Annotated in this window: 22 protein-coding genes; 17 read left to right on the top strand and 5 right to left on the bottom strand. The window is 48.3% G+C overall.

Annotation, left to right across the window (positions count from 1 at the left end; genetic code table 11):
* Positions 1–497, top strand: a 497-nt coding sequence (locus J4G07_14915) for a hypothetical protein (GenBank protein ID MCE2415283.1), incomplete at its 5' end; no start/stop codon positions are given.
* Here J4G07_14915 and J4G07_14910 read toward each other — a convergent pair.
* The gene (locus tag J4G07_14910; protein ID MCE2415282.1) at positions 472–753 is read right to left on the bottom strand and encodes a hypothetical protein; all 282 of its coding nucleotides are present in this window, start codon (positions 751–753) and stop codon (positions 472–474) included. The genes J4G07_14915 and J4G07_14910 overlap by 26 nt on opposite strands.
* Here J4G07_14910 and J4G07_14905 point away from each other — a divergent pair.
* Positions 643–954 carry a transposase gene (locus J4G07_14905; protein ID MCE2415281.1) on the top strand — a complete coding sequence of 104 codons (312 nt, stop codon included), beginning with the start codon at positions 643–645 and terminating at the stop codon, positions 952–954. The two genes, J4G07_14910 and J4G07_14905, sit on opposite strands and share 111 nt — an antisense overlap.
* Positions 955–1,024: 70 nt before the next feature.
* Here the strand turns inward: J4G07_14905 and J4G07_14900 are convergent, their stop codons facing one another.
* Positions 1,025–1,864, bottom strand: coding sequence for a phytanoyl-CoA dioxygenase family protein (locus J4G07_14900; GenBank protein MCE2415280.1), 840 nt, complete (start codon positions 1,862–1,864; stop codon positions 1,025–1,027).
* Positions 1,865–1,877: 13 nt separating this feature from the next.
* Positions 1,878–3,626, bottom strand: a complete 1,749-nt coding sequence (locus J4G07_14895; protein MCE2415279.1) for a hypothetical protein — start codon at positions 3,624–3,626, stop codon at positions 1,878–1,880.
* Positions 3,627–4,009: 383 nt separating this feature from the next.
* On the opposite strand from J4G07_14895, the gene J4G07_14890 reads away from it, so the two are divergent.
* The 6 genes from J4G07_14890 (at position 4,010) to J4G07_14865 (ending at position 10,131) form a co-directional block, all read left to right on the top strand.
* Complete coding sequence (locus J4G07_14890; protein ID MCE2415278.1) at positions 4,010–4,234, top strand: winged helix-turn-helix domain-containing protein; 225 nt, start codon at positions 4,010–4,012, stop codon at positions 4,232–4,234.
* A gap of 23 nt (positions 4,235–4,257) precedes the next feature.
* Entirely contained in the window at positions 4,258–6,870 is a 2,613-nt protein-coding gene (gene glgP / locus J4G07_14885) for an alpha-glucan family phosphorylase (GenBank protein ID MCE2415277.1), read from the top strand.
* 15 nt (positions 6,871–6,885) lie between these two features.
* Positions 6,886–7,473: an imidazoleglycerol-phosphate dehydratase HisB gene (gene hisB / locus J4G07_14880; protein ID MCE2415276.1), complete on the top strand. Its 588-nt coding sequence runs from the start codon at positions 6,886–6,888 to the stop codon at positions 7,471–7,473.
* Between the two features lie 129 nt (positions 7,474–7,602).
* Positions 7,603–8,895, top strand: coding sequence for a glucose-1-phosphate adenylyltransferase (locus J4G07_14875; GenBank protein MCE2415275.1), 1,293 nt, complete (start codon positions 7,603–7,605; stop codon positions 8,893–8,895).
* A gap of 142 nt (positions 8,896–9,037) precedes the next feature.
* Complete coding sequence (locus tag J4G07_14870) at positions 9,038–9,313, top strand: hypothetical protein (protein MCE2415274.1); 276 nt, start codon at positions 9,038–9,040, stop codon at positions 9,311–9,313.
* Entirely contained in the window at positions 9,313–10,131 is an 819-nt protein-coding gene (locus tag J4G07_14865) for a phytanoyl-CoA dioxygenase family protein (GenBank protein MCE2415273.1), read from the top strand. Before J4G07_14870 ends, J4G07_14865 begins: the two co-directional genes overlap by 1 nt.
* A 68-nt stretch (positions 10,132–10,199) precedes the next feature.
* Here the strand turns inward: J4G07_14865 and J4G07_14860 are convergent, their stop codons facing one another.
* Positions 10,200–11,057 (bottom strand): hypothetical protein, encoded by an 858-nt coding sequence (locus tag J4G07_14860; GenBank protein MCE2415272.1) that lies wholly within the window; start codon positions 11,055–11,057, stop codon positions 10,200–10,202.
* Between the two features lie 349 nt (positions 11,058–11,406).
* Between J4G07_14860 and J4G07_14855 the strand changes: the two genes are divergently transcribed.
* From J4G07_14855 to J4G07_14820, 8 genes are all read left to right on the top strand, one after another.
* Positions 11,407–11,949, top strand: coding sequence for a hypothetical protein (locus J4G07_14855; protein MCE2415271.1), 543 nt, complete (start codon positions 11,407–11,409; stop codon positions 11,947–11,949).
* 198 nt (positions 11,950–12,147) lie between these two features.
* Positions 12,148–13,308, top strand: coding sequence for a hypothetical protein (locus tag J4G07_14850; GenBank protein MCE2415270.1), 1,161 nt, complete (start codon positions 12,148–12,150; stop codon positions 13,306–13,308).
* A 56-nt stretch (positions 13,309–13,364) separates the two neighbouring features.
* Positions 13,365–14,384: a hypothetical protein gene (locus J4G07_14845; protein ID MCE2415269.1), complete on the top strand. Its 1,020-nt coding sequence runs from the start codon at positions 13,365–13,367 to the stop codon at positions 14,382–14,384.
* Positions 14,385–14,567: 183 nt separating this feature from the next.
* Positions 14,568–15,017, top strand: a complete 450-nt coding sequence (gene dtd / locus J4G07_14840; GenBank protein MCE2415268.1) for a D-tyrosyl-tRNA(Tyr) deacylase — start codon at positions 14,568–14,570, stop codon at positions 15,015–15,017.
* A 189-nt stretch (positions 15,018–15,206) separates the two neighbouring features.
* Positions 15,207–16,193: a mannonate dehydratase gene (locus J4G07_14835; GenBank protein ID MCE2415267.1), complete on the top strand. Its 987-nt coding sequence runs from the start codon at positions 15,207–15,209 to the stop codon at positions 16,191–16,193.
* Complete coding sequence (locus J4G07_14830; protein MCE2415266.1) at positions 16,190–17,005, top strand: site-specific DNA-methyltransferase; 816 nt, start codon at positions 16,190–16,192, stop codon at positions 17,003–17,005. Before J4G07_14835 ends, J4G07_14830 begins: the two co-directional genes overlap by 4 nt.
* A 7-nt stretch (positions 17,006–17,012) precedes the next feature.
* Positions 17,013–17,576 carry a hypothetical protein gene (locus tag J4G07_14825; GenBank protein MCE2415265.1) on the top strand — a complete coding sequence of 188 codons (564 nt, stop codon included), beginning with the start codon at positions 17,013–17,015 and terminating at the stop codon, positions 17,574–17,576.
* A 206-nt stretch (positions 17,577–17,782) separates the two neighbouring features.
* Positions 17,783–19,423, top strand: a complete 1,641-nt coding sequence (locus J4G07_14820; GenBank protein ID MCE2415264.1) for an alpha-keto acid decarboxylase family protein — start codon at positions 17,783–17,785, stop codon at positions 19,421–19,423.
* 108 nt (positions 19,424–19,531) lie between these two features.
* Here the strand turns inward: J4G07_14820 and J4G07_14815 are convergent, their stop codons facing one another.
* Entirely contained in the window at positions 19,532–20,332 is an 801-nt protein-coding gene (locus J4G07_14815) for a sugar phosphate isomerase/epimerase (protein ID MCE2415263.1), read from the bottom strand.
* 380 nt (positions 20,333–20,712) lie between these two features.
* On the opposite strand from J4G07_14815, the gene J4G07_14810 reads away from it, so the two are divergent.
* Positions 20,713–22,134, top strand: a complete 1,422-nt coding sequence (locus J4G07_14810) for a hypothetical protein (protein ID MCE2415262.1) — start codon at positions 20,713–20,715, stop codon at positions 22,132–22,134.
* Positions 22,135–22,449 lie beyond the last annotated feature (315 nt).

Raw genomic sequence — 22,449 nt, 5'->3', positions numbered from 1 at the left:
TGCTCCAACGTACCAAGCAACATTGGACATGGATCCCGCGTGATACACTTGACGAAGTGATCGTCCGTATCCACATCACATACGACCGATTTTTTGACGGTCTTGGCGGACTGCCGAAGTTTAAGCGCAAAGACCGCTATCGTTCTGCTAAGTTCCAGTCTGCCTATCAGCTTGAAGAAGGACGTGTCCGCATTTCGTTTAAGGCGTGGGATGAGTCCTCGCACTCCCTGAAATTCAACAAACGCTGGTTTTCTTTTCACCAACATCGCGAATGGAATGGAACTGTCCGCTATATCCAAATCCTTCGCGACGCAGTTGGCACATTTTGGTTGTATGTTGTAACTGACGACTCCTCGACGGAACCCTATCTTGCTACAGGTGAGAGCGTAGGGATAGATTTCGGGCTCGAGACGTATCTGACCCTGAATACCTGGCGAGAAAATCGAACATCCGCAACCCTTAAAACAGTCCTTAACCGAACTTCGGAAACTCAATAAAAGCGTTTCTCGTAAGGTCAAAGGTTCTCACAATTGGTGGCGTGCTGTCGGCGAACTCGCCCGTCTCTATCGCAAGATAGCCAATCAACGCAAAGACTGGCACTACAAACGTGCGACGGACCTCTGCCGACGGTTTGATACCACTGTGGTCGAGACACTCAATCTTGAGGGTATGAAACGGCTTTGGGGACGCAAAGCCTCTGACCTCGCCTTCTACCAGTTTGTTGAGATACTGAAGTTCAAGTGTTTCAAACATAAGCGTGCGTTCCTACAAATCGGACAGTGGACCCCGACAACAAAGCCTTGTTCGGAGTGCGGACATCATAACGAAAATCTTCCTCTTTCTGATAGGCAATGGACAGGTTTCCCCGCCTGTGGTTCCCACCACGACCGAGACGTAAACGCTGCAATGAACATCTTGAGGGCTGCCTTGGGTCCCTCTGTGGAGCAGATGTAAGACGTTTTCTCGAAAACGCGAACTGCTACGAAGCACAGGTTTCCCAACCCTTTAGGTTTGGGTGCCTTGACTACGTAGTGTTATTATCCAACGAATATGCACGGTTTCCACTGGGACCGCCGCCAATTGCCCATGTGCCTCGGAACAATGACTGTCGCCTCGGTGGCATGGTTTCAATGATTTCATGGCTCAGGTTGAGTCGATGCCATTGTGCCCAGATGGAGTTGTAACAATTGAAGACAGCACACCGAGGGTTCGATGGATTCGTCCAATCATTCGCTGCATGGACGAGACTCTCGGTGAAGATAACGACGGAACCGGGTGGACAACTATAGTCGTCCATCATTTCGCGCATATTCGCTTCCCACGGCGACTCACCGATATTTGGACGATATGGGTCGGGACCTCCGTAATTGAAGTGTGCTTTGTGTGAACCGCTAAGAAAAGAGGTGGCACCTTGTCCCGACTTGACCTCCTCAAGTTCCCACACAACACGCGTCAGTCCTGCGAAAATCTTTCCTCCAGCGACCTGATACCGCATCGCGTTTGCCTGTTGCGGCGGACGCACGACGTGCGGTAGACCGTTATCGCCACGTTCCGACACACCCCAACCGGGGGGTCTCACAGTCGTGAATGATCCTTCACATCGAAACCCATAACAATCGTCGTGCACAAACGGATCTTCGGACAGAATTTCGTTCAAGATGCCTACGATCGCGGGATGGTCGAGTAGCGTTTGGAGCGCACCTTGATAACTCTGTCTTGCCCCATCATAGACCTCTGCTTTCATCTCTTCGATTTCTGGCTCCGATAATACCGACGGCAACAGAATCCAGCCGCGAAGATCGAAGAAAAATTTTTGTTCAGGGGTCATTGGCACCGGTGCTTCCATAGCGGTTTGATTTGACATTGAATTTTTCTCCTTAAAGTGCCCTTTTCAATCCGGGCAAGAAATAATCCTTAACGACGACTTCCCAACTCATGCGGGAAGCAATATCGTAACCTTCTCGAAGCATATCCTCTACATCACGAGGTTTGCGAGGTAAGCGTCCCAAGAGTTTCGCTGCGATGTCTCTGCTATTCTCCATTTCAATGGCGTTCCGTTCCGCCAAACCGATATGAATTACATCTTCCAATGACTTCGGAGGGATATTCAGCTGCGTATAGTCGGCAATAACGATATTTGGGACATCACGGTTATCGGTCGCACGCTGAATGAAACCGCAACACCCACAGACATTGCTAACGACGCAGATCGCACCGAAACTCAGCGGTTCTACCTGCGCAATTCCGAACGGCTCGTAAATCGACTGCCCAAACTCTGCATCACTCCCCTTGCGGATGTCCATAAATTCCATTTCTATCGGCATCCGTTTCCCACAAGCAGCTTGACTCCACCCGAACTGATTGACGAAAACGACTTTGACCGCCTTAGACTGCAGATTGAATGCAGAAACGCCGTTGTTGAGTTCAATTTCCGCGCCAACAAGATCGGGATAACCGATTTTATGATACACGGGCCATCCATACGCTTCCTCCATCTCATGAATACTTTCGTGGGGACGACCTGTTGCAATTTCTGTCGAGAGAATAAACAATACGGCTGTTCTATCATTGGAAGCGAGTAGGTCATCCAAATGCATGAGCACCTGTAAATCGCGCCACAATCCTTTACTTTTGACGAGACGCGTTACATGCGTGAAGACGTAATCCGGACGATAATCGAGAAGCGTCTTCGCATATTTTTGGATCAGTGCCTTTGACGTTAATTTTTCCTGCAGACTCACCTCAAACGCCGGGATGCCGTTGTAGACGAGGTTAATTGGGAATTCCTCAAACGGCTTTGCCAAGAATCGCAGCTCATCCACGACCAGATCCCCGACTGCGAAGATTGTATCACAGAGATGTGCTTTATCGATCAAGGCGTGTTTGAAATACCAAAACGGATCGTCGAATACCTCACGGATCGATTGTCCTTTTGCTTTTGCCTGCTCCAATACGTTGTAAAAGCGTATATCATGTCCGGGATGTCCCTCAACAATGGGACGTATCGTTGCCACTTCATGGGCATAAAAGACAGTGCGCATGTTCACAGCGTCTTTGTTGTTCTGGCGTTCAATCAGTGTCTTGAGCGCAAGCGGCATCCCCATAAATTCGTGGGAGATGACAAACACTGGGGTATTCGTCTTTCCACCGATAAGGACCTGTAATGCATCATACGCGGGTTCGGCAAGGCGGACATACTCTTCATATTCCCATTCACTCTCATACCGACTTGATTCGATGTCAAAATGTTCATAGAGATGCCACTTAAATTGACTCGTCCGAACTTCATTGCTATTTGACACGTTTACCAACATTACGTCCGTGAGGGTCGTAACGTTGTTATTTTTATCCACAAACTTTCGCTGTCCGTAAACGAGTTCTACATCATAATTATGCTCAATCTCACTGAGCGCATGTGCGTGGGGTGTGTCTGCTATCCCTTCACTGGAGCGATACAGCACAGCATCCAATTCTCCCAAGTCGGCACCAGGAAAGAGGGGTCCGACGAGAAAAGTGCGTTCAATCGCTTCATTGTAGCTGCGGGTTGTCAGCAACCCTTCTAAAACTGCCCCGATGCCGCCCATTTTTTGGATAGCCTCGTGTGTTACATGAACAACAATACTCAAAATTTTTTACCTCGTCTAATGTTTTTTACGCGGGCTTGCAAGCAACCCAAAAGGATGAAAAAATTACCAAAATCGCATTCTTTACGAAAGATTATATCATGATATTAGAATAGGTGTCAAATTCTGTATCCTGAGTACGAGACCCATCCAATTTTCCCTGCGACTCACAACCAATAACGGACCGTCAACTGCTGACAACTGAATGCCTCTGTCCGCAAATCTTTGTCCTTGACAACCTCGCCAAAAGCCACTATAATATATATTGAAGGTTTGTGCGACAAAGCATCATTCCCTGAGAGACTCAGATGTAAGTCGTACAAAGCATTGGTTAGCATGTATTCAACAAATAATCCCTGAAATTTTCATCCTTTATGGAGGTAGAAATGTTAGAAAGTATTGGAAGTGTAGCGGGTGCTATATGGCACTATCTCGAAAATAACAACGAAGCCACTGTTACAAAATTAACACGCGAAATCGGTGTAAATGAACGGACAGTTTTAATGGGTGTTGGTTGGCTCGCTCGCGAAGGAAAATTAGATTTCGAGCAACGGAAGCAGGGCACCTACATCACTTTGAAAACACAACAATCAAACGCAAAAGTCGTTTAGATTTCGGAAGGAGAACGGATTAGATGAAGCCACTTCGCCAGTTAACAGTGGTGCCGACGTTACCGCCGAATCTTGAACCGCTACGTGAGCTTGCCTTAAACCTGTGGTGGACCTGGGATCGTGAAGCCTTAGGTCTATTTCGACACCTCGATACCGAATTGTGGGAAAAGACGTATCACAATCCGGTTGCAATGCTCGGTCAAATTTCCCAAGAACAGTTAGATGCCGCTGCAAAAGACAGCGTATTCCTCGCCCGCCTTGACGTTATCCACAAAAAGTTTAAAGAATATCATCACACTGCCTCATGGTTTGAAACAAATCATAACGACGAGACCCTCAACACCCTAAAAATTGCGTATTTTTCAATGGAATTCGGATTGACAGAGTGTATGCCGCTTTACTCCGGCGGTTTAGGTGTCTTAGCGGGCGACCATCTGAAGTCCACAAGTTACTTAGGTCTACCTTTCGTTGCAGTCGGACTCCTCTATCAGCACGGGTATTTCCGTCAGACACTCACAGCAGACGGTTGGCAGATGGCGGATTACCCAACGAATGACTTCTATAATATGCCCATCCAGCCCGCAAAATGCGCTGATGGAACCCCACTTCTCGTGGAAGTTATGTATCCAGAAGGTAAAGCACTTGCTAAAGTCTGGTGTGCCCAAGTCGGACGCGTTCCGTTATATCTCCTCGACACGAATATCCCGGAAAATCAGAGTGAGGAATTACGGAACATAACGGATTACCTATACGGCGGTGATGAACGCCTTCGCATCAAACAGGAAATTCTGTTAGGCATCGGTGGATACCGTGCTTTGACTGCACTGGGTATACAACCGACTGTCTGCCATATGAACGAAGGGCACGCTGCGTTCCTTACCATTGAACGCATTCGGCAACTTATGCTGGAAACAGGTATCCGTTTTGAAGAAGCCTGCGAAGCCACGAAATCAGGAAACATTTTCACAACGCACACACCGGTCCCTGCCGGTATTGACTGGTTCCCACCTGAGTTAGTTAACCACTACTTCAGTGGTTACTATCGGGACATTGGGGTTTCTGCGGATACTTTTCTCGGTCTTGGTAGAACAAACCCGACCAATACACATAGCGAATTCAGCCCAGCACTCCTCGCGCTCCGGCTCTCAGCAATGAGCAACGGCGTGAGCCAGTTACACGGTCAGGTCTCTCGTGACATGTGGAAAGACCTCTGGCCCGGGACACCCGTGCATGAAATTCCTATCAGTGCGATAACAAACGGAATCCATACCCGTTCTTGGGTCTCTGGTGATATGCAGAGCCTTTTTGACAGGTATCTGGGTCCCCGCTGGATCGTTGAACTTACAAATCAAGCAGTCTGGACACAGATCTCGCAGATTCCGGATCCTGAGTTGTGGCGAACCCATGAACGTCGACGCGAACGACTCATTACATTTGCGCGCCAACGCCAAGAGCAGAAACACGCGCTCGGAAGTGCCTCCACTCTTTCGCATGGCAAACGTTCTCAGGAAAGCGAGAGTGTCGCCACTAAAATTCTCAATTCAGCGGCATTAACGATCGGGTTCGCACGCCGGTTTGCAACCTATAAGCGTGCGACCTTACTCTTCCAAGATGTCGATCGTCTCGACAAGATTCTCAACGATCCAGAACGTCCTGTCCAACTCGTTTTTGCGGGCAAGGCACATCCACATGACTATGAGGGGAAATTGCTCATTCAGCGCATCTGCCGTATCGCATCAGAACCTCGATTTTATCATAAAATCGTCTTCATTGAGAATTACGACATCTGTGTTGGACGCTATCTCGTTGAAGGGGTTGACATCTGGCTCAACAACCCGTTACGTCCTAATGAAGCGAGCGGAACAAGCGGTATGAAAGCATCCGCGAACGGTGTTCTCAATCTCAGTATTGCGGATGGGTGGTGGGCAGAGGCAAATCATCTCGGTGGCGGTTGGACAATCGATGCGGGTGCCTCTCACGGTGACGCAAAGTCGACTGATAAAGCACACGCCAACGCTATTTATGAACTTCTGGAAAAAGAGATTGTTCCCCTCTTTTATCAACGTAATCCTGTTGACGATGTGCCTTATGAATGGGTTGCCCGGATGAAGACTGCGATGCAGAACCTCGCTCCGATCTTCAACACAAAACGCATGGTAGCAGAGTACGCAGAGCAGCTGTATTTTCCGGCACATCGTCGCTGGCAACACCTCAATGAAGGAGGTGGTAAGCGAAGCCTCGCCTTAACTCGCTGGAAAACACATATCCAAGATCATTGGGGCGACCTACGGGTCGAGGAGAAACCGACCGATGCGACGGATACCTCTGTGCTGCAAAATCCCGAGTTGGGTGTCGGCGAATCTACAACAGTGCAGGCGGTGGTCCACACAGATGTCCTGTTTCCACACGAACTCGCTGTCGAAATTTACCACGGCGTGTTAGACGAAGCGGGCGAAATTCACAATGGAAGTGTCAGACCAATGGAGTATAAAACCGACCTCGGAGGTGGCACCTATCTCTTTGAAGGAACACTCACTTTGAAAAAGACAGGATTACACGGTTATACTGTCCGTGTGTTACCTTACCATGAGGACTTGCAATCTCCGCATGAACTCGGGCTTATCACATGGGCATGAAGGAATAATTAAAAAATGGACAGAACAGCAGAAATTGCCCGCGAAACAGCAGAAACCCGTATCCAACTTCGGCTTGACCTTGATGGAACCGGAACATCCAATATTAAGACAGGCGTTGGATTTCTGGATCACATGTTGGAACTCTTTGCCAAACACGGTTTCTTCAATCTGGACATTCAAGCGGAAGGTGATTTACACGTGGATGCACACCATACGACTGAAGATGTCGGTATCTGCTTAGGGCAAGCCCTCCAAAAAGCAATGCTCGACAAAGCAGGCATGCAACGTTTCGGCAGTTTCACCGTCCCTATGTACGAATCCCTCGCTAAAGTAGACTTGGATGTTTGTGGACGTCCTTACCTCTACTTTGACACCCCACTTGGTCAGGGAAAGGTCGGCGATTTTGATGTTGAACTCACTGAAGAATTTTTTCACGGGTTCGTGAACCATAGCGGGACAACTTTGCATATCAACGCCCCCTACGGCACAAATCAACACCACATCATTGAAGCCATCTTTAAGGCTGTTGCGAAGGCTTTGCATGTTGCTACACGTCTTGATGAACGTATTACGGGTGTCCTATCCACCAAGGGAAGCCTATAGTTTTTTACTCCCGACAATAGCGTTTTCAATAGCAAGTTTTGGCTTCTAAGCGTGCGAAAACGAAACGAAAACTGAACCATTAAAAGTTTCCAAATCCACAAGCATTCACAAAAATATGGGAGAACGCATATGAGTAACGGGAACGTTATTGCAGTGATTCTTGGAGGCGGCCGCGGCACGCGCCTATTTCCTCTGACACGCGACCGGGCGAAACCGAGTGTCCCGATCGCAGGTAAATTTCGACTCGTGGACATACCTATTAGTAATTGCTTCCATTCAGGCTTGGAGCGCATCTATGTCCTGACGCAGTTTAACTCCGTCTCCCTGAATCGACATATTGCGCAGACATACCGCTTCGACACATACCGCCGCGGGTTCGTCCAAATCCTCGCAGCGCAACAAACACTGATGGGCGAAGAGTGGTATCAGGGAACAGCAGACGCAGTCAAACACAATGAACCTTATATTCTCAATCCACGTTTCGCAGACGAATACGTCCTGATTCTCGCCGGTGACCATCTCTATCGGATGGATTATAGCAAAATGCTGCAAGTGCACACTGAATCAAACGCTGCTATCACCGTGTCTGTGATTCCGGTGAAAAGAGAAGACACGAGTGGACTTGGCATTCTTCAGGCAGATACGAATGGACGTATCGTTGACTTCGTGGAAAAACCGCAAACTGAGGAAGAACTGGATCGACTCCGCGTTGAACCTGAAGTCTTTACGTCTCGAGGTATTGAACCCGATGGCAGAGAATACATCGCCTCAATGGGAATTTACATTTTTAACAGAGAGATCTTGCAAGAGGTGCTTCGAGATGACGCAAACGTCGACTTCGGCAAGGATATTATCCCGAAGAGTATTCAGCAGCTCCCAGTTTCTGCTTACTTTTTCGATGGCTATTGGGCGGACATAGGGACCATTCGTTCTTTCTATTCGGCGAATATAGCACTCACCGACACTGCACCTGCGTTTAACTTCTACGATGAACAGGCACCGATCTACACCAACCGGCGGCACTTACCAAGTACGAAAGTCAACAGCAGTAGTGTCCGCTCCTCGATCCTCGCCGAAGGCTCTATCATTGATGATTCTGAAATCGATAGAACAATCGTCGGTATCAGGAGTATCATTTCCAGCGGCAGTCGGATTTATCAGTCTGTCCTAATGGGAGCAGACTATTACGAGTCCGATGAAATACGGATGGAAAACGCACAGGCAGGCATCCCGAATATCGGCATTGGTCAAAATTGCCTCATTCAGAATGCAATTATTGACAAAAATGCGCGTATCGGCGATAATTCTGTACTCGTCAACCGGGATGGGGTCGATAATCACGATGATGAGAATTACTGCATTCGGGATGGTATTGTGATTGTGCCAAAGGATGCGACGATACTCCCTGAGACAGTCGTCTAAAGCGATTCGCAGTCAGCAGTCGTCAAAACCAAATCGGTAGCCTGCAACATCGGTGCAGGCGGATTTAAGGAACGTCCGTGAGAGTCGAAACGGCTGTTGTGACTCCGCAAGGTAAAATTAAAAATCTGCAAGGAACAATTAAATGTCTGAATTGAGACAACAACTCCTCGTGCTGCATTTGCACACCCCCGATTTGAACAGTGGCGTTGTCGCTTGGGCGCTTTACGACGGCACCGGTCAAAAACGCCATACCACAGGGGACAGCGAGACACCGCCCTATAACTCGGTTGTCGAAGCGATGCGCGATGGCTGGCGAGTGATTCAGTTCCCACAACAATTCCCTGCCTACCCCGGCATGGAATATCATACTTCATATCTCAGGTTTGAATATATCCTGGAGAAATTGGAGAAAATCTAATGATTGACAAAAAGTATTTGCTCAATACAGAACAGATGGCGAATTTTGTAGCGGACGGTTACCTTCGCTTTGATGACTTAATTCCCAAAGAATTAAATGAAGCCGCACATGCCGAAATGGAAGAGGGCATTATTGTGCGTGGACGCGGCGGCACGGTGTTAGATGAAGTCTGGGATGATGATTCCGCTGTCGGTAAAGTCTTCCGACTGCCGGAAGTCCAAGGCATTATCCACAGCCTGGTGGGTGAGAATCCGCTTTACGATCATCACGCCGTTCACATCGTCCGTCCGCAAAACGAAATCGGGCAAATTTGGCATGCCGACGCGATTATCGATCTTCGGATGCACTTCGACATCCAATTCTTCTATTTCTCGCACGATACGCCGCGCGAAATGGGGGGGACGATGATTTTACCGGGAAGCCAGTATCGCCGTGTCTGTGAAACGGACATCGCGCGTTATCAAAACTTCCTCGGGCAGCTGCCTATCGCTTGTAATGCGGGGACACTCTTCGTGGTGCATCACGGGATGTGGCACTGTGCGCAACCGAACCTCACAGACCGCACGCGTTACATGTTCAAACTCCGCCTCAACCCGACGGTGCGTCAGTGTCAACTCTGGAACACAGACGATATTGACACACCGGGGATCCACGGTGCTTTAGGCAGAAATCACAGATGGTATGGGAACGATGTGCGACTTGAAATCGTCAACCGCATCAAGCAATGGCGCTTCCTCATCGGTGATGACTCGTTCGATATCGGCTACTGGCTTTCCCGACTTGAAAACATGCCAGAGAACGCTCAAGACGCAGCGTAATTATCGGAATAAAGAAAGGCGCGGTTTAAAGCCGCGCCTTGAAAAAACGGGTATGTGTCAGTCGTAGACTACCGATCGCGATTCCTACCTCTTCTACCACCACGCTCAGCACGTCCCGCACGTTCTTCTCGCATTTTCTGCATTATCTCTCGCCGTTCCTCTTCTGAAGCATCTTTCAGTTTTTCCATCATCTCTTGTCTCATTTTTTGTTGGATCGCAGCTTGCTTTTGCCTCTCCATCTGTCTACGCTTTTCAGCGTCCATATTAGCATTGGCTTGGTTTCCCGCCTGACTATCTCCTTCCTTTCCAGACTGACCTCCACCGGCTTGCGTGCCTCTACTGGACTCGCGTTCTCGACTGGTTGTCAGGAATTGTAACTCACCTGATTTCAGTGTAATCGGCTTTCCGGCGTTGTCTAAGATTACCTGCTTGGCTTGAATGTCCTTTACAGTCATATCACCGAGTTTTGTGCCTATCGTCACAAAGTGATATTGATTCGATCTTTTCTCGAGCAGCGTTGCCTGCGACACGGCACCCTCTGCCCCAACAGCGGTACCGATTAAACTATAGGCGGGTTCGTTATTCGGAGGGGTCCACCCAAGGGGACGAAAGAGATTGTTGTCAATAATTACTTTGTAGAATACCTCATTTTCTCCGAAGTCAATTCTCGATCGATTTTGACGTCCACGGAATCTATTGGCTTGTGCTGGAACTTGCTCCTTCATTTTCATTATCGCTTGGGTTTTCTCCGAGTCCATTTCCGCTTTTTTGACCAGATTTATATCCGGCTTCGCAGCAATCAATTCCACTTTCGTTTTGTCTTGCGCGTAAAGCAATACCCCAAAACCGAGGAGTAGACATACGACACAACTGATCCCTAGCTTCGCAATGATACTTTTTCGATTGTTAGCGATTTTTAATTTCATTATTCTTCTCCGTTGCCTTTTTGGAAAGCATGCCTACGTATCTACTCGTTTATTTTTTCTATTTATAATTAAGACAATCCCGATTTCAAAAGGTTCTCTTTAATTTTACTATGCATTTTGTCGATTGTCAATAGAATTCACCAACCCCGCAGGGCTAATCAGTTTTACACTGACGTAAACTGGAAAGAGAGATTGCTCGTTACTAAGAGCAGAGGACTCAATGCCCTATCATTCCGATAAGAGCCCCTCAAACCGCGACCCCCGTATCATGACAAAAAGCATTGACTTTCGAGAAAAAATAGAGTAAACTTTATAGAAATGGATTCCCCAACAAAGGAACAAATTCGACATGAAACGTCATCGTATCCGTCAGAAATATATCGCATTTGCAAGCAGTTGCGTCCTCATTTTCATCTTAACGAGTCAGCACGCCGATGCTGCGCGTCGCTCGAACGTTCTACCAATTGCGCTCTTTGCTTCAGGCATGAGTCTCCAGTTCGGGAGCAGCTTCTTAAAAGCCTCTTCTCAAAACCATTACGATACCTATCTCAACGCAGCAATCCAAGCAGACATCCAAACACACAAAGACGCTTTCCATGTAAGGCGGAATGCCGGTACGATTATGTCCCGCGTGGGGTTTGGATTTGTGGGACTCGCTGTGCTCTTCTCAATCTACAATCAACTTGATACGCCGGAACTTGTAGAGGACTCAGCATCTTCAGCAGAAAACTGGAATACCAATATTGGAATTCCGCTAACACGTCTGAGCGGTTTCAGAAATCGCCACTCCGAAAACATGAGTCTGTTACTTCCGAGGATCCCGTTCCAGTTGCATCCACACTACAATTTCCAGACTCGGCGCGCGGGTCTCAGCCTTCTGCACTTTTTTTAACCAGGATCTACGCAAATTGGATGGACAGACTGACTTTGAGACGGTTTTACTGATAAAAGCGCAATAATGCACGTCGCATTTGGGCGAGTACGCCGCAGAATTGCGTTACTACAAACCAATAATCTCACGAAAACGAGTAAACTGCGTAAGTCCTATTAACAATAAATGTTAGCCCGTAATGAAATGGAGGGGTTTTTGATGGGGTATTTCTTCAGATTTATGAAAGGCACGTCAAACTTGAAACTCACACTGTTTAACCGCAAGGTAAAATTAAAAATTGTTGCGCTAAGCCTTCCTATGTTGCTTGTGTTCGTTTTCTTTAATGCTTGCACGAGTAACGAAGACTTCGCGAATCCGCTTGACCCTGAGAATCTTCGGACATCCGGCGCGCCGGATGGTCTTACGCTTTTCGCAGGCGATCAGCAGGTCCGAGTCACGTGGAACGACACCGGACAGGAGGGTATCAAAGCATACCGTATTTACAGACGTTCCACAGGTGGTGCAGACACAGAATTCCAGCAAGTTGGATCTATTGATGCCCCTGCAAACGAATTTATTGACACCCAAAATCTTGAAAACGATCGACTTGATGCGTCTGGACGGCTTCTCGCCTACGAATACCGCATCAGCTATGTTGACACCAATGGTGTCGAAACGCCGGACCCAGCGAACCCACCTGTTGAGAATGAAGACCCACGCCGCATCTGGAAAACTGCTTTGGCGACTCCAAGCGTCCCACCTCCTGCACCGAATGTAACACTCGGTGATCCGACCGACCTGACCATCAAACTTTTCTGGGAGGGTTACGAATTCCCGGACGACTTTTCCATCTTCCGCGTTTACGCCGCACTCGACACCCAAGATGACAAACCGCTCCGTTTTGAACTCATTGCCGAGCCGAAGCGAGATCGGCTCTACTATTTTGACCACGATTTCCAAGTCGATGGCACCCGAAAGGTTTATCGTGTCGCTGGCGTTGATAACTTCGGTGCAGAGGCAGTCACTACAGTCTCTGCAGCAGTGCCAAATGTACCGCCTGCGCCTCCAAAAGACGTTCGGGTCCGTTACCTACCACGTTCTCTCTTTAATACAAAATACGATGCGGTTATCTCATGGACACCGAACACCGAACCGGATCTCGCTGGGTATCAACTCTATACCAGAGATGCCGCTGAAAAACTCCTCCCTCGTCCTGCGGTCGGACCCAAAGAGCGCACTTTCACTATTCCTGGTGAAGATCCAATTCTCGTTGGGCAGGCACTCGAATTTAAGCGTTACTATATAACCGCCTTTGACAATACACCTGGACCTGACGGACGCCGCGACGAAAGCGCGCTCGTGGAGGCGAAATCGCGATAGGTGCAGTCCCTCTGCAAAGAACCTCGAATAACGATATAACGGTAAAGGATAAATCCATGCACACTAATTTTTCAAAAGCAAATTCTGGGCTTATTAGTTATGCGCAGAAAAAGAGACAACACAACACGCAAGCCTTCATTCTCATCATTTGCACTTTACTGCTTTTCACAGGCATAGCAACACCCCTATGGGCACAATTACCTCCCATCTCGCATCTCAGCACTATCCAAACTGCGGAGCCAATGGGTAAGGGGGGTTCAAGCACCTCGTTCGGACTCTTTCAATACCCCAAAGTGGATCTACTACCGGACTTCGGTCAGCGGGTCGATATCGGTGGATTTGAGGAAACCCATCGCGTCAGTCTCGAGGTTGAGACCTTCCTTATCCCAGTCAAATTCGCTTACGGGCTAAGCGACGCACTCGATCTCGTGCTCGGCGGCACCTTCTCGACAGGCGGCGTGCGGAAAGTCATCCACGATTTCTACAATACCGCCACTGAGACCGCTGATGACCCAAACATCAATCGTCGCGTCTACGATCAGCCACTCTTCGACGGCAGCATTGGACTCAAATACAACATCAAACCGGAACGGAACGATAATTTACCCAGTATTTCTGTCGGTGGCGACGCGCAATTCGGGTTCACCGCCGATGATCGTCTCAATTCAGATAACGAATTCCTCGACCACAGTCCCGCCGACGGGTTTCCATTTGTCGGAATCAACACCTATCTCGTTGGTACCCAAAAATTCGGTAGTCTCTTTAAACTTCACGCTGGTGTCGGCGTCTTTTTGACATCAAAGGCACTCAAAACGACTGACTTCTTTACACTCAATTGGCAAGTAGGCGGTGAGATCGCTGTCTCAGACAACATGTGGTTGATAGCAGACTTTTCGCGCGAACTCCCGTATGCCGGTATCCACGTGACAAACCTCATCGGGATGGGATTCCGCTATGAAATATCGAATACACTTGCGTTCCAACTCGGATTTAACAGCCAACCCGGATTTCAGTTTAACCTGACATTCGGCGGCGAGGATACACAGGGACTTGACGGTGAAAATTTGCTGTTTTAGGATGAAAATTGAAAGAATTATCAAGAAAAAATTAATAAAGATGCAAGCAGTATCCCATGATCAGGGTCCATCCCTGTCCGGTATGAACGAATCAGTAGTCCGTAACGTAGTGGAGGACAGCTCGAACACAGAAAACGTCAAGGCCTTAAACCCCGTTACTTATCCGCAAGGAAAAATTAAAAGATGCGAGCAGTTGTTCAACGCGTCAAATCAGCGAGTGTTACGGTAGACGGCGAACTCGTTTCAGAAATCGGAGCAGGCGTGCTTATTTTTCTCGGCGTTGCCCATGAGGATACAACCACAGCATTAGAATACATCGCCAACAAGGTCGCGAATCTGCGTATCTTCGAGGACGCAGAGGGTAAAATGAATTGTTCGCTCCTTGAAACGGGAGGGGCTGCACTTGTCGTCTCGCAATTCACCCTCTACGGAGATTGCCGTAAAGGACGACGCCCCAGTTTTATCAACGCCGCGCGTCCCGAAGTCGCAAACGCACTTTATGAGGAATTCATCACCGCTTTAGAAAAACGAAACGTCCCGACGCAAGGCGGCACTTTTCAAGCAATGATGGATGTCGAACTCATCAACGACGGTCCCGTCACCATTTTACTGGATAGCGACAAACAATTTTAATTTTCCTTGCGGATAAATGACAAGGTTTGTCATTCGAGGGTTTCCGTCTTCGAGTTGAAGAAACCCGCAGAAACACCCAAGCAATACGCAGAAATACCCTATCAAAAACATCCCAAGCAAAACCCTGCGCCGGTGTTGCAGGCTGCGTTTTGTAGAGACGGATCCATCAAGAACCCACACGGAATAATAATGGAGCAGATAATCATGAAACAGAAAATGCGTCTCGGTTTAGGTCAATTCAGTGAACTCAGTGAAGAACGGCTGAAATTTATCAAGCAACTGGGCGTCGAAGATGTGCTGCTCAATACGCCTCAACTTCCGGGCACAGAACGCTGGGAATTTATGGACATTCTTCATCTCCGGACAGAGATAGAAAATGCCGGGCTGCGATTAGCGGCACTTGAAAACGTGCCTGTCTCATTTTACGACAAAGCGATGCTCGGTTTGCCCGGACGTGATGCCCAAATTGAGAACATGGCAACGACGATCCGCAATCTCGGTAAGGCTGGCGTGGAAATATTCGGGTACCACTGGATGCCCAACGAAGTCTGGCGGACCTCCCGAACCACACTGGGGAGAGGCGGTGCGGCTGTTACCAGTTTCGATATGGAACAGGTCAAGAACGCTCCGTTAACGCACGGGCGTGTTTACACTGAAAACGAAATATGGGAAAATTACGAGTATTACATGAACGCCATCCTGCCCGTCGCAGAAGAGGCAGGCGTTAAGCTCGCGCTCCATCCAGATGATCCACCCGTGGAATCTCTCGCGGGTGTTCCGCGTCTGTTCCGTAACTTTGAAGGCTTCAAACGCGGGATGGAAATCGCTGACAGTCCCATACACGGACTCGATTTCTGTGTCGGTTCCTGGTCGGAAATGGGACCGGGTGTCACGGACGCGATCCGTTATTTCGGGGAACGCGACAAGATTTTTTACGTCCATTTCCGAGATGTGCAAGGACATGTCCCTAAATTCGCTGAGTCCTTCGTTAACAACGGCAACTGTGATATGTTTGAGGTGATGCGGACGCTGAAAGAGATTGGTTTTACAGGCTTTATGATTACCGACCATGTGCCGCACGTCGTCGATGACACAGACTGGGGACACCGCGGTCGTGCGTATGCAATCGGTTACATGACAGCATTTCTTGAAATCTTAATGGCGGTTGAGAAATGAAACAACCTGAATGGATTGACACTCTCAAACAGGGTGATTGTATTCAACTGATGTCCGAAATGCCGGAGGAATGTGTCGATCTCGTCATAACGGATCCGCCCTTCGCGATTGACTTCAAAGCGACTCGTCACAATTACAATCGGAAAGAGAATCGAGTCCTTCAAGGTTACAACGAAATTGAAGGAAGCGACTATCTTGCTTTTACGCTTGATTGGCTCTCTGCTGCGACGCGAGTGTTAAAGGATTCTGGTAGTATGTATATCTTCTCCGGTTGGAATCATCTAAAAGATCTCCTGATAGCCATCGACGAGTGTCAGCTGACGACAGTCAATCACTTGATTTGGAAATATCAGTTTGGTGTCGTTACCAAGCGAAAGTACGTAACCTCCCACTACCACTGTCTTTTCGTGTGCAAGAACGATAGGAAACGAAAATTTTATCCCTATTGCCGGTTTGATAAGGATGCCAAGACTGCAAACGGTGGATCGGCACACTACAAAGATAAAGAGGATGTCTGGGAAATCAAGAGAGAATACTGGCAAGGTGCAGTTAAAACACCAACAAAATTACCTGCCGAACTCATTGACAAAATCCTTGATTATTCCAGCGAAAAAGGTGATGTCGTTTTGGATCCATTTTTAGGTTCTGGACAGGTTGCTGTCGTTAGTAAAATGAAGGGACGGCATTACATAGGCTTTGAAATTGTCCCAGCGTATTATGAATTCGCACTTGACCGGATTGAGTCAGGGAAATACTTAATTCAGAAAACGGAAGAAGAACCTGTATGGGACTTATTCAGTAAGGAAACATAATTTTACTATGATAAACCAAAAGATAGTAGACACAGTTGAAAGACTGCAAACCGCCTCTCGAAACATGCCGAAAGTTTGGGATGGTAGAAGTTCCATTCTTGAAATGAAAGAGGGTGGTTCGACACAGTGGCGGCAGATGGAATGGATGGGTTTCTACTTTGAATTTTTATGTGAAACTCATTTTGATGACATAATTGATATGCCCGGGAAAAAATATCGCAACACAGAATTCGACGCGTTTCGTGAAATTTCGTGGGACTTTAAGGCACATGCGGCAAACACAACAAACCATACGGTTATTACAAATGATGCTGAAGCGATAGCAAATACGATAAGTGATTATGGTCACTACGGAGTGATTCTCGCGATCGGTGAAGTAGAATACAACGATGAAGAAAGAACCTTTAAAAGATGGCATGATGAACTGAAAGAGGGAATCAGCAAATATGAAGTGAACCGGATAAACAGAGGGGCCATGTCAAGAAGGCGTAAAACAGAGTTTATCTTATCGGAAATCCACTTTGTCTGTTTTGATACTGAAACGCTATGTAGGTCGGGTAGAACGGAGTGAAACCCGACAAAATCGGGCGAGCCCACCTGTCAGTTTAGATGTGACAGACTACTAGGGCAGTGTGGCGGTTCATTCCAGAAAGGCTTTAGAAATGCCGATGGCAGTCCAAGACGCGAGAAAGTTACAGTAAACATTCGGAAAGTTCCAGATTCTGCCGTTGTTGCCACCCAGAACTTCAGCAGATAAACACACACCGAGGTACCACCATGTATAACAGACCTCCAACAATCGGCGAATACCTACTCAGAAAATTAGAAGGCTATGACATTGAACACATCTTCGGCGTTCCGGGCGATTATGTCCTGCGGTTCTGTGACCTCATCGAGCAGAGTTCAATTCAGCATATCGGTATGACCCGTGAGGATGCAGCAGGCTATGCCGCGGATGCATACGCTCGGATAAAAGGCATGGGTGCCGCATGTGTCACCTATTGCGTCGGTGGGTTATCCATGGTGAACGCTGTCGCTGGTGCTTATGCGGAGAAATCACCCGTCGTGGTTATTAGCGGCGCGCCCGGTATCAGAGAACATGGAAAAGATGCCCTCCTTCACCATAAAGTCAGGGATTTCCACACGCAACAACGGATTTATGACGAGATCACCGTCGCAACGGCACTGCTTGACGAACCTTTTACTGCTTTCAACGAAATCGATCGGGTGCTCGATGCCGTCTACCGCTACAAACGTCCGGGATACATTGAAATCCCACGCGATATGGTGGACGTTCGTGGCACGCTCTACCAACGTCCTTCGACGGGCGAACATCTCAGCGATCCGGAAACGCTGGATGCCGCCGTTGAAGATGCGATTGATTTCATCAACCACAGTAAAAGACCCGTCATCCTTGCGGGGGTAGAACTCCACAGATTCGGTTACCAGAACAAATTACTCAGACTTATAGAGGAAAAACGGATCCCAGTGGTGGCAACGCTCCTTGGAAAGTCGGTAGTGCAGGAGTCCCATCCGCTTTACTTGGGTATTTATGAGGGGGCAATGGGAAGACAAGAGGTCCGGCAATTTGTTGAAGATTCGGATTGTGTGATCATCCTCGGGGCATTCATGACGGACGTGAACCTTGGAATTTACACCGCAAATCTCGACCGAACACGCTCAATCTACGCCACTTCTGAAAAAATTACAGTCCGCTACCACAATTACGAAGAGGTGATGTTTGACGATTTCATTGACGGTATTAATTCGCCGAAACTCCGAAAACGACGGAAGCCGAATTTGGGATGGGCCTCTCCAGATAAGGACCCGTTTAAAGTCGAACCCGACAAACCCTTAACAACTTCCCGATTGTTCCAACACCTCAACGAATTCATAAACGGCGAACTGACGGTTATCGCTGATGTCGGCGATAGTCTCTTCGGGGCGGCGGAGCTGCGCATCCATCAACACACCAACTTTATCAGTCCTGCCTACTACACCACAATGGGATTTGCAGTGCCTGCCTCGGTTGGTGCGCAACTGAGTATGCCTGACACGCGGTGTCTCGTTATCGTCGGAGATGGTGCCTTCCAAATGACAGGGACTGAACTCTCAACGACCGTCCGTTACGGACTCAATCCCATTGTGCTTGTCCTGAACAACCACGGCTACGGCACCGAACGGCACCTCCTTGATGGTTCTTTTAATGACATAGGATGTTGGAACTACAGTTGTATGCCGACCCTTTTTGGGGCAGGACGCGGCTACTATGTCCGAACCGAAGGTGAGTTTGATGAAGCCATCAAAGCGGCCCTCGTTGAGACGGAATACTTTACCCTGATTGAAGCGGAACTTGAAAAATTGGATACTTCACCGGCACTCGCTCGGTTAGCAGAACGGATGTCTGGGAAAATCTAATAATGGTAGTCAGCGGTCAGGGCGGATTTTTTCAAAAATCCTTTCAGCTGTCAGTTTTAAGAGGTTTTCGTTTAAGAATATACTCTTCCTGCTGATGGCTGATAACTACTATAAGGCAGCGATTTTCTCCCGCAAAAACCCCGTACAGAAAGGCACTTGTTCTTCCGATAGCCCGTGCAACACGACCGCCCCGTCATACCCGCTCTCCTTTAAGAGACCGAGATACTGATCATAGTCCAACAACCCTGTCCCAGCAGCGAGATGGCCTGCCTGTCCATCGCGATCCAAGTCCTTCGCGTGTGCCAACGCAATATCGTCCCCAAGGAGTGCGAACGCCTCATCAAGTATCTCTCGCATCTTCGGTAATTCCCCTTTGTGGAAGACATTCGCACCGTCCATACAAACCTTCAGGTATGGCGATTGCATCTCATCAAGCAGCCGACGCGCCTTCTGTGCAGAATCGACCACGTTCGCGACTTCAGGTTCAAGCGCGAGTGTCACCTCGTATTCCTCGGCGACCGCCAATGCCTGCTTCATAGATTCAATAAGATCGCGCCATGCTTCTGGTGTATTGTTATCAGGGTGTGCGCGCCACATACTGTCTGGGTCCCGCGAGCCGGTACAGATCGTAATCACGGATGTCCCCATCGGCGCACACTGCTCTGCAACAGAACGCAACATCTGCAATCCAGCGTGCCGTTTCTCAACATTGGGATCAATCATGTTGTAGGTGCCTCCAAGTGCCGAGATTGTAATCTGTCGGTCATCTATCTCCTTGCGAACCTCCGCAAGTGATAATCCTGCAGGCACATGATATTGTAAATGGTGGACATCGTGTTCCACAATAGCGTCCAGCGTCTCACTGAGCGTTTCCCGCCGAATCGTTCCTGCCATAAGTCCAACGTGCATAAATCTCTCCTGTTAAAAATGATGGTTCGTCGTAGATTCAGTCCAAAGAATAGGCATGTCTAAACAATGATGATTATACAAGACAAGGGAGCAGATGGCAAGAAAAAATGAAGCAGTAGGTCGGGTGGTAAATCCTAAAAATATATGAACAGTTTTCGTAGGGGTGTTTACTTGGGTGTTTCCCGCAGGGGACCCACCCCCAAACATACCCCCTATCGCGGTAGGCGAGATTTCTAACCTCGCCGATGCAGCGTGTCAAAGTAATTCTAAAATCTACCATAAATGACCACGGGTTGTCGCGTATCCTTATGGAACTTGATCAATTAACGCGTTCATGATACGATATTTCGCATTCAGTAGAGGCGGAGGTCTTGTTTGCGATGAATCCAGAAGTAATCATAATTAAAATATGCAATGCGATCGACCAGATTGTTGAAAGTAGCAAACCATACAAAGGTCTGTTTCCGTCGATTCTGCACCCACAGACTGGCAATATGCTTACGGAGAAGCCGACCAAGATTCCGGGACAACGGGACGGTGATAGAGCACACCTCGGCTCCAATTTGATTCACGATGAACCATTGCTTGCTACGATGAATGCACTCGCTGAAAACCAATCGAAACCGGAATACATCGAAGCCGTCGATCGATACCTGAAGCACTTTGCCCAGAATTGCACAAATACGGCAACAGGATTGTTTCCTTGGGGTGAACACGCCTTTTGGCAGCTGATTGAAGAACGGGTCGGATGCTCACGAAACCCAGCAGGCGGTGCCGCGATTCACGACCATTTGCGTCAAGCTCCACTTTGGCTCTGGCAAAAGTTGAATACGTTTAATCCTGCTTGTGTCCAAAGTTTTGCCGATGGGCTGGATTATCACTGGACCGAAGGGGACAGGTTTGAATACATACGGCATGCGAATATTGACACAAAAGCACACCTTGATCGGGGTGCACGTGCGTGTGATTTTCCGCGCCATTCAGGTTTTTACATCTTCGATTTGGCGTTCGCGTATACCCAAGACCAACGCCCTGAAGTCCGGGAACAGATTCAGAGATATACTGATTACTGGTGGGAGAAACGGGATGCGCGTGGACTTCTGCGTATTGAAAGCCGCTCACCGACGGAAGCTGAACGGTTCTTTGAGAAAAATGCGCCAACGCAAACCTTTTCATTGGGAATCAGTTTACTTGAGTCTGCAACGTTGTTAGAATCGCTCCTACCGGAATTGGCAGACCAGATGCAGCAATACGGTTTGGTTTACATTGATGGATTTCTCGCGGCACCGCACAACCTCGAAACTCGCGAATTCGTCAGCCTCTGTGAGTGTGAGACGAATCGCATTTTTGAGCGTATGTCAGCTTGGGGGAGTGTCTACGGTGCTGGAACCGTGTGTAGCACGGCAGTGCTTTGCCTCGGTGGATGGCGATTGACACAGAATGAGAAATTGATGGAATGGGCGCGCGTGGTTGGCAATACTTACCTCGACGAGAAATTTCCAGTTGAGCGGGTCCATGCGGAAGGCTTTAAGATTCCAGCATCCGATGCCGGTCTCACGCTTGCGTTGTTTGCGGATCTCTACGACATCACAGGCGAATCGGCGTGGTTAGAAGGCGGCATTGAACTCTCAGAAACGGTGTTGGAGGTCTATTTCCCAGAAACGCTCCCTTACGGCGCATCCGGGATTGATTGGTATGAGTCGCAAATGGGAGCGGCGTACTTGATTCACGGGTTGGCACGCGTCGCACTGCTGGCACTTTCCCAGACATGTCCGCTCGCCCCCAATTATACCGCACGATAGATTTTTAATTTACCTTGCGGGACGGTAAGCGTGGTTTCACGATTGACGTTCCTCGACGTAGAGCCAGCCCTCCACTTCGTTACGGGCTTACGTTTGCACAGATAAGAATACAAGACTTCTTACAGATAGCCGTTGTGTAGTAGGCACACGGAGTATGCCTTAATTGTAGGCTTTACTATACACAAATTTCCGTTACAAAAGAAAGGAAGATCATGTCAAGAGTACCAATTGGTTTAGAACTGTTTTCCGTCCGAAATGAGTTGGCAGAAGATGTCCGCGGCACGATAAAAGCGGTCGCCGAGATGGGATATGAAG

The sequence above is a fragment of the Candidatus Poribacteria bacterium genome (assembly GCA_021295715.1).
Lineage (GTDB): Bacteria > Poribacteria > WGA-4E > WGA-4E > WGA-3G > WGA-3G.
This window is presented reverse-complemented; position numbering and strand designations above follow the sequence as displayed.

Excerpts from the sequence above, each read along its gene's own strand:
- J4G07_14850 (MCE2415270.1), top strand. The coding sequence starts at position 12,148 with ATGGGGTATTTCTTCAGATTTATGAAAGGCACGTCAAACTTGAAACTC.
- J4G07_14865 (MCE2415273.1), top strand. The coding sequence starts at position 9,313 with ATGATTGACAAAAAGTATTTGCTCAATACAGAACAGATGGCGAATTTT.
- J4G07_14835 (MCE2415267.1), top strand. The coding sequence starts at position 15,207 with ATGGAGCAGATAATCATGAAACAGAAAATGCGTCTCGGTTTAGGTCAA.
- J4G07_14890 (MCE2415278.1), top strand. The coding sequence starts at position 4,010 with ATGTTAGAAAGTATTGGAAGTGTAGCGGGTGCTATATGGCACTATCTC.
- glgP (MCE2415277.1), top strand. The coding sequence starts at position 4,258 with ATGAAGCCACTTCGCCAGTTAACAGTGGTGCCGACGTTACCGCCGAAT.
- dtd (MCE2415268.1), top strand. The coding sequence starts at position 14,568 with ATGCGAGCAGTTGTTCAACGCGTCAAATCAGCGAGTGTTACGGTAGAC.
- J4G07_14830 (MCE2415266.1), top strand. The coding sequence starts at position 16,190 with ATGAAACAACCTGAATGGATTGACACTCTCAAACAGGGTGATTGTATT.
- J4G07_14860 (MCE2415272.1), bottom strand. The coding sequence starts at position 11,057 with ATGAAATTAAAAATCGCTAACAATCGAAAAAGTATCATTGCGAAGCTA.
- J4G07_14825 (MCE2415265.1), top strand. The coding sequence starts at position 17,013 with ATGATAAACCAAAAGATAGTAGACACAGTTGAAAGACTGCAAACCGCC.
- J4G07_14900 (MCE2415280.1), bottom strand. The coding sequence starts at position 1,864 with ATGTCAAATCAAACCGCTATGGAAGCACCGGTGCCAATGACCCCTGAA.
- J4G07_14875 (MCE2415275.1), top strand. The coding sequence starts at position 7,603 with ATGAGTAACGGGAACGTTATTGCAGTGATTCTTGGAGGCGGCCGCGGC.
- J4G07_14855 (MCE2415271.1), top strand. The coding sequence starts at position 11,407 with ATGAAACGTCATCGTATCCGTCAGAAATATATCGCATTTGCAAGCAGT.
- J4G07_14870 (MCE2415274.1), top strand. The coding sequence starts at position 9,038 with ATGTCTGAATTGAGACAACAACTCCTCGTGCTGCATTTGCACACCCCC.
- J4G07_14845 (MCE2415269.1), top strand. The coding sequence starts at position 13,365 with ATGCACACTAATTTTTCAAAAGCAAATTCTGGGCTTATTAGTTATGCG.
- J4G07_14810 (MCE2415262.1), top strand. The coding sequence starts at position 20,713 with ATGAATCCAGAAGTAATCATAATTAAAATATGCAATGCGATCGACCAG.
- J4G07_14815 (MCE2415263.1), bottom strand. The coding sequence starts at position 20,332 with ATGCACGTTGGACTTATGGCAGGAACGATTCGGCGGGAAACGCTCAGT.
- J4G07_14820 (MCE2415264.1), top strand. The coding sequence starts at position 17,783 with ATGTATAACAGACCTCCAACAATCGGCGAATACCTACTCAGAAAATTA.
- J4G07_14910 (MCE2415282.1), bottom strand. The coding sequence starts at position 753 with ATGTTTGAAACACTTGAACTTCAGTATCTCAACAAACTGGTAGAAGGC.
- hisB (MCE2415276.1), top strand. The coding sequence starts at position 6,886 with ATGGACAGAACAGCAGAAATTGCCCGCGAAACAGCAGAAACCCGTATC.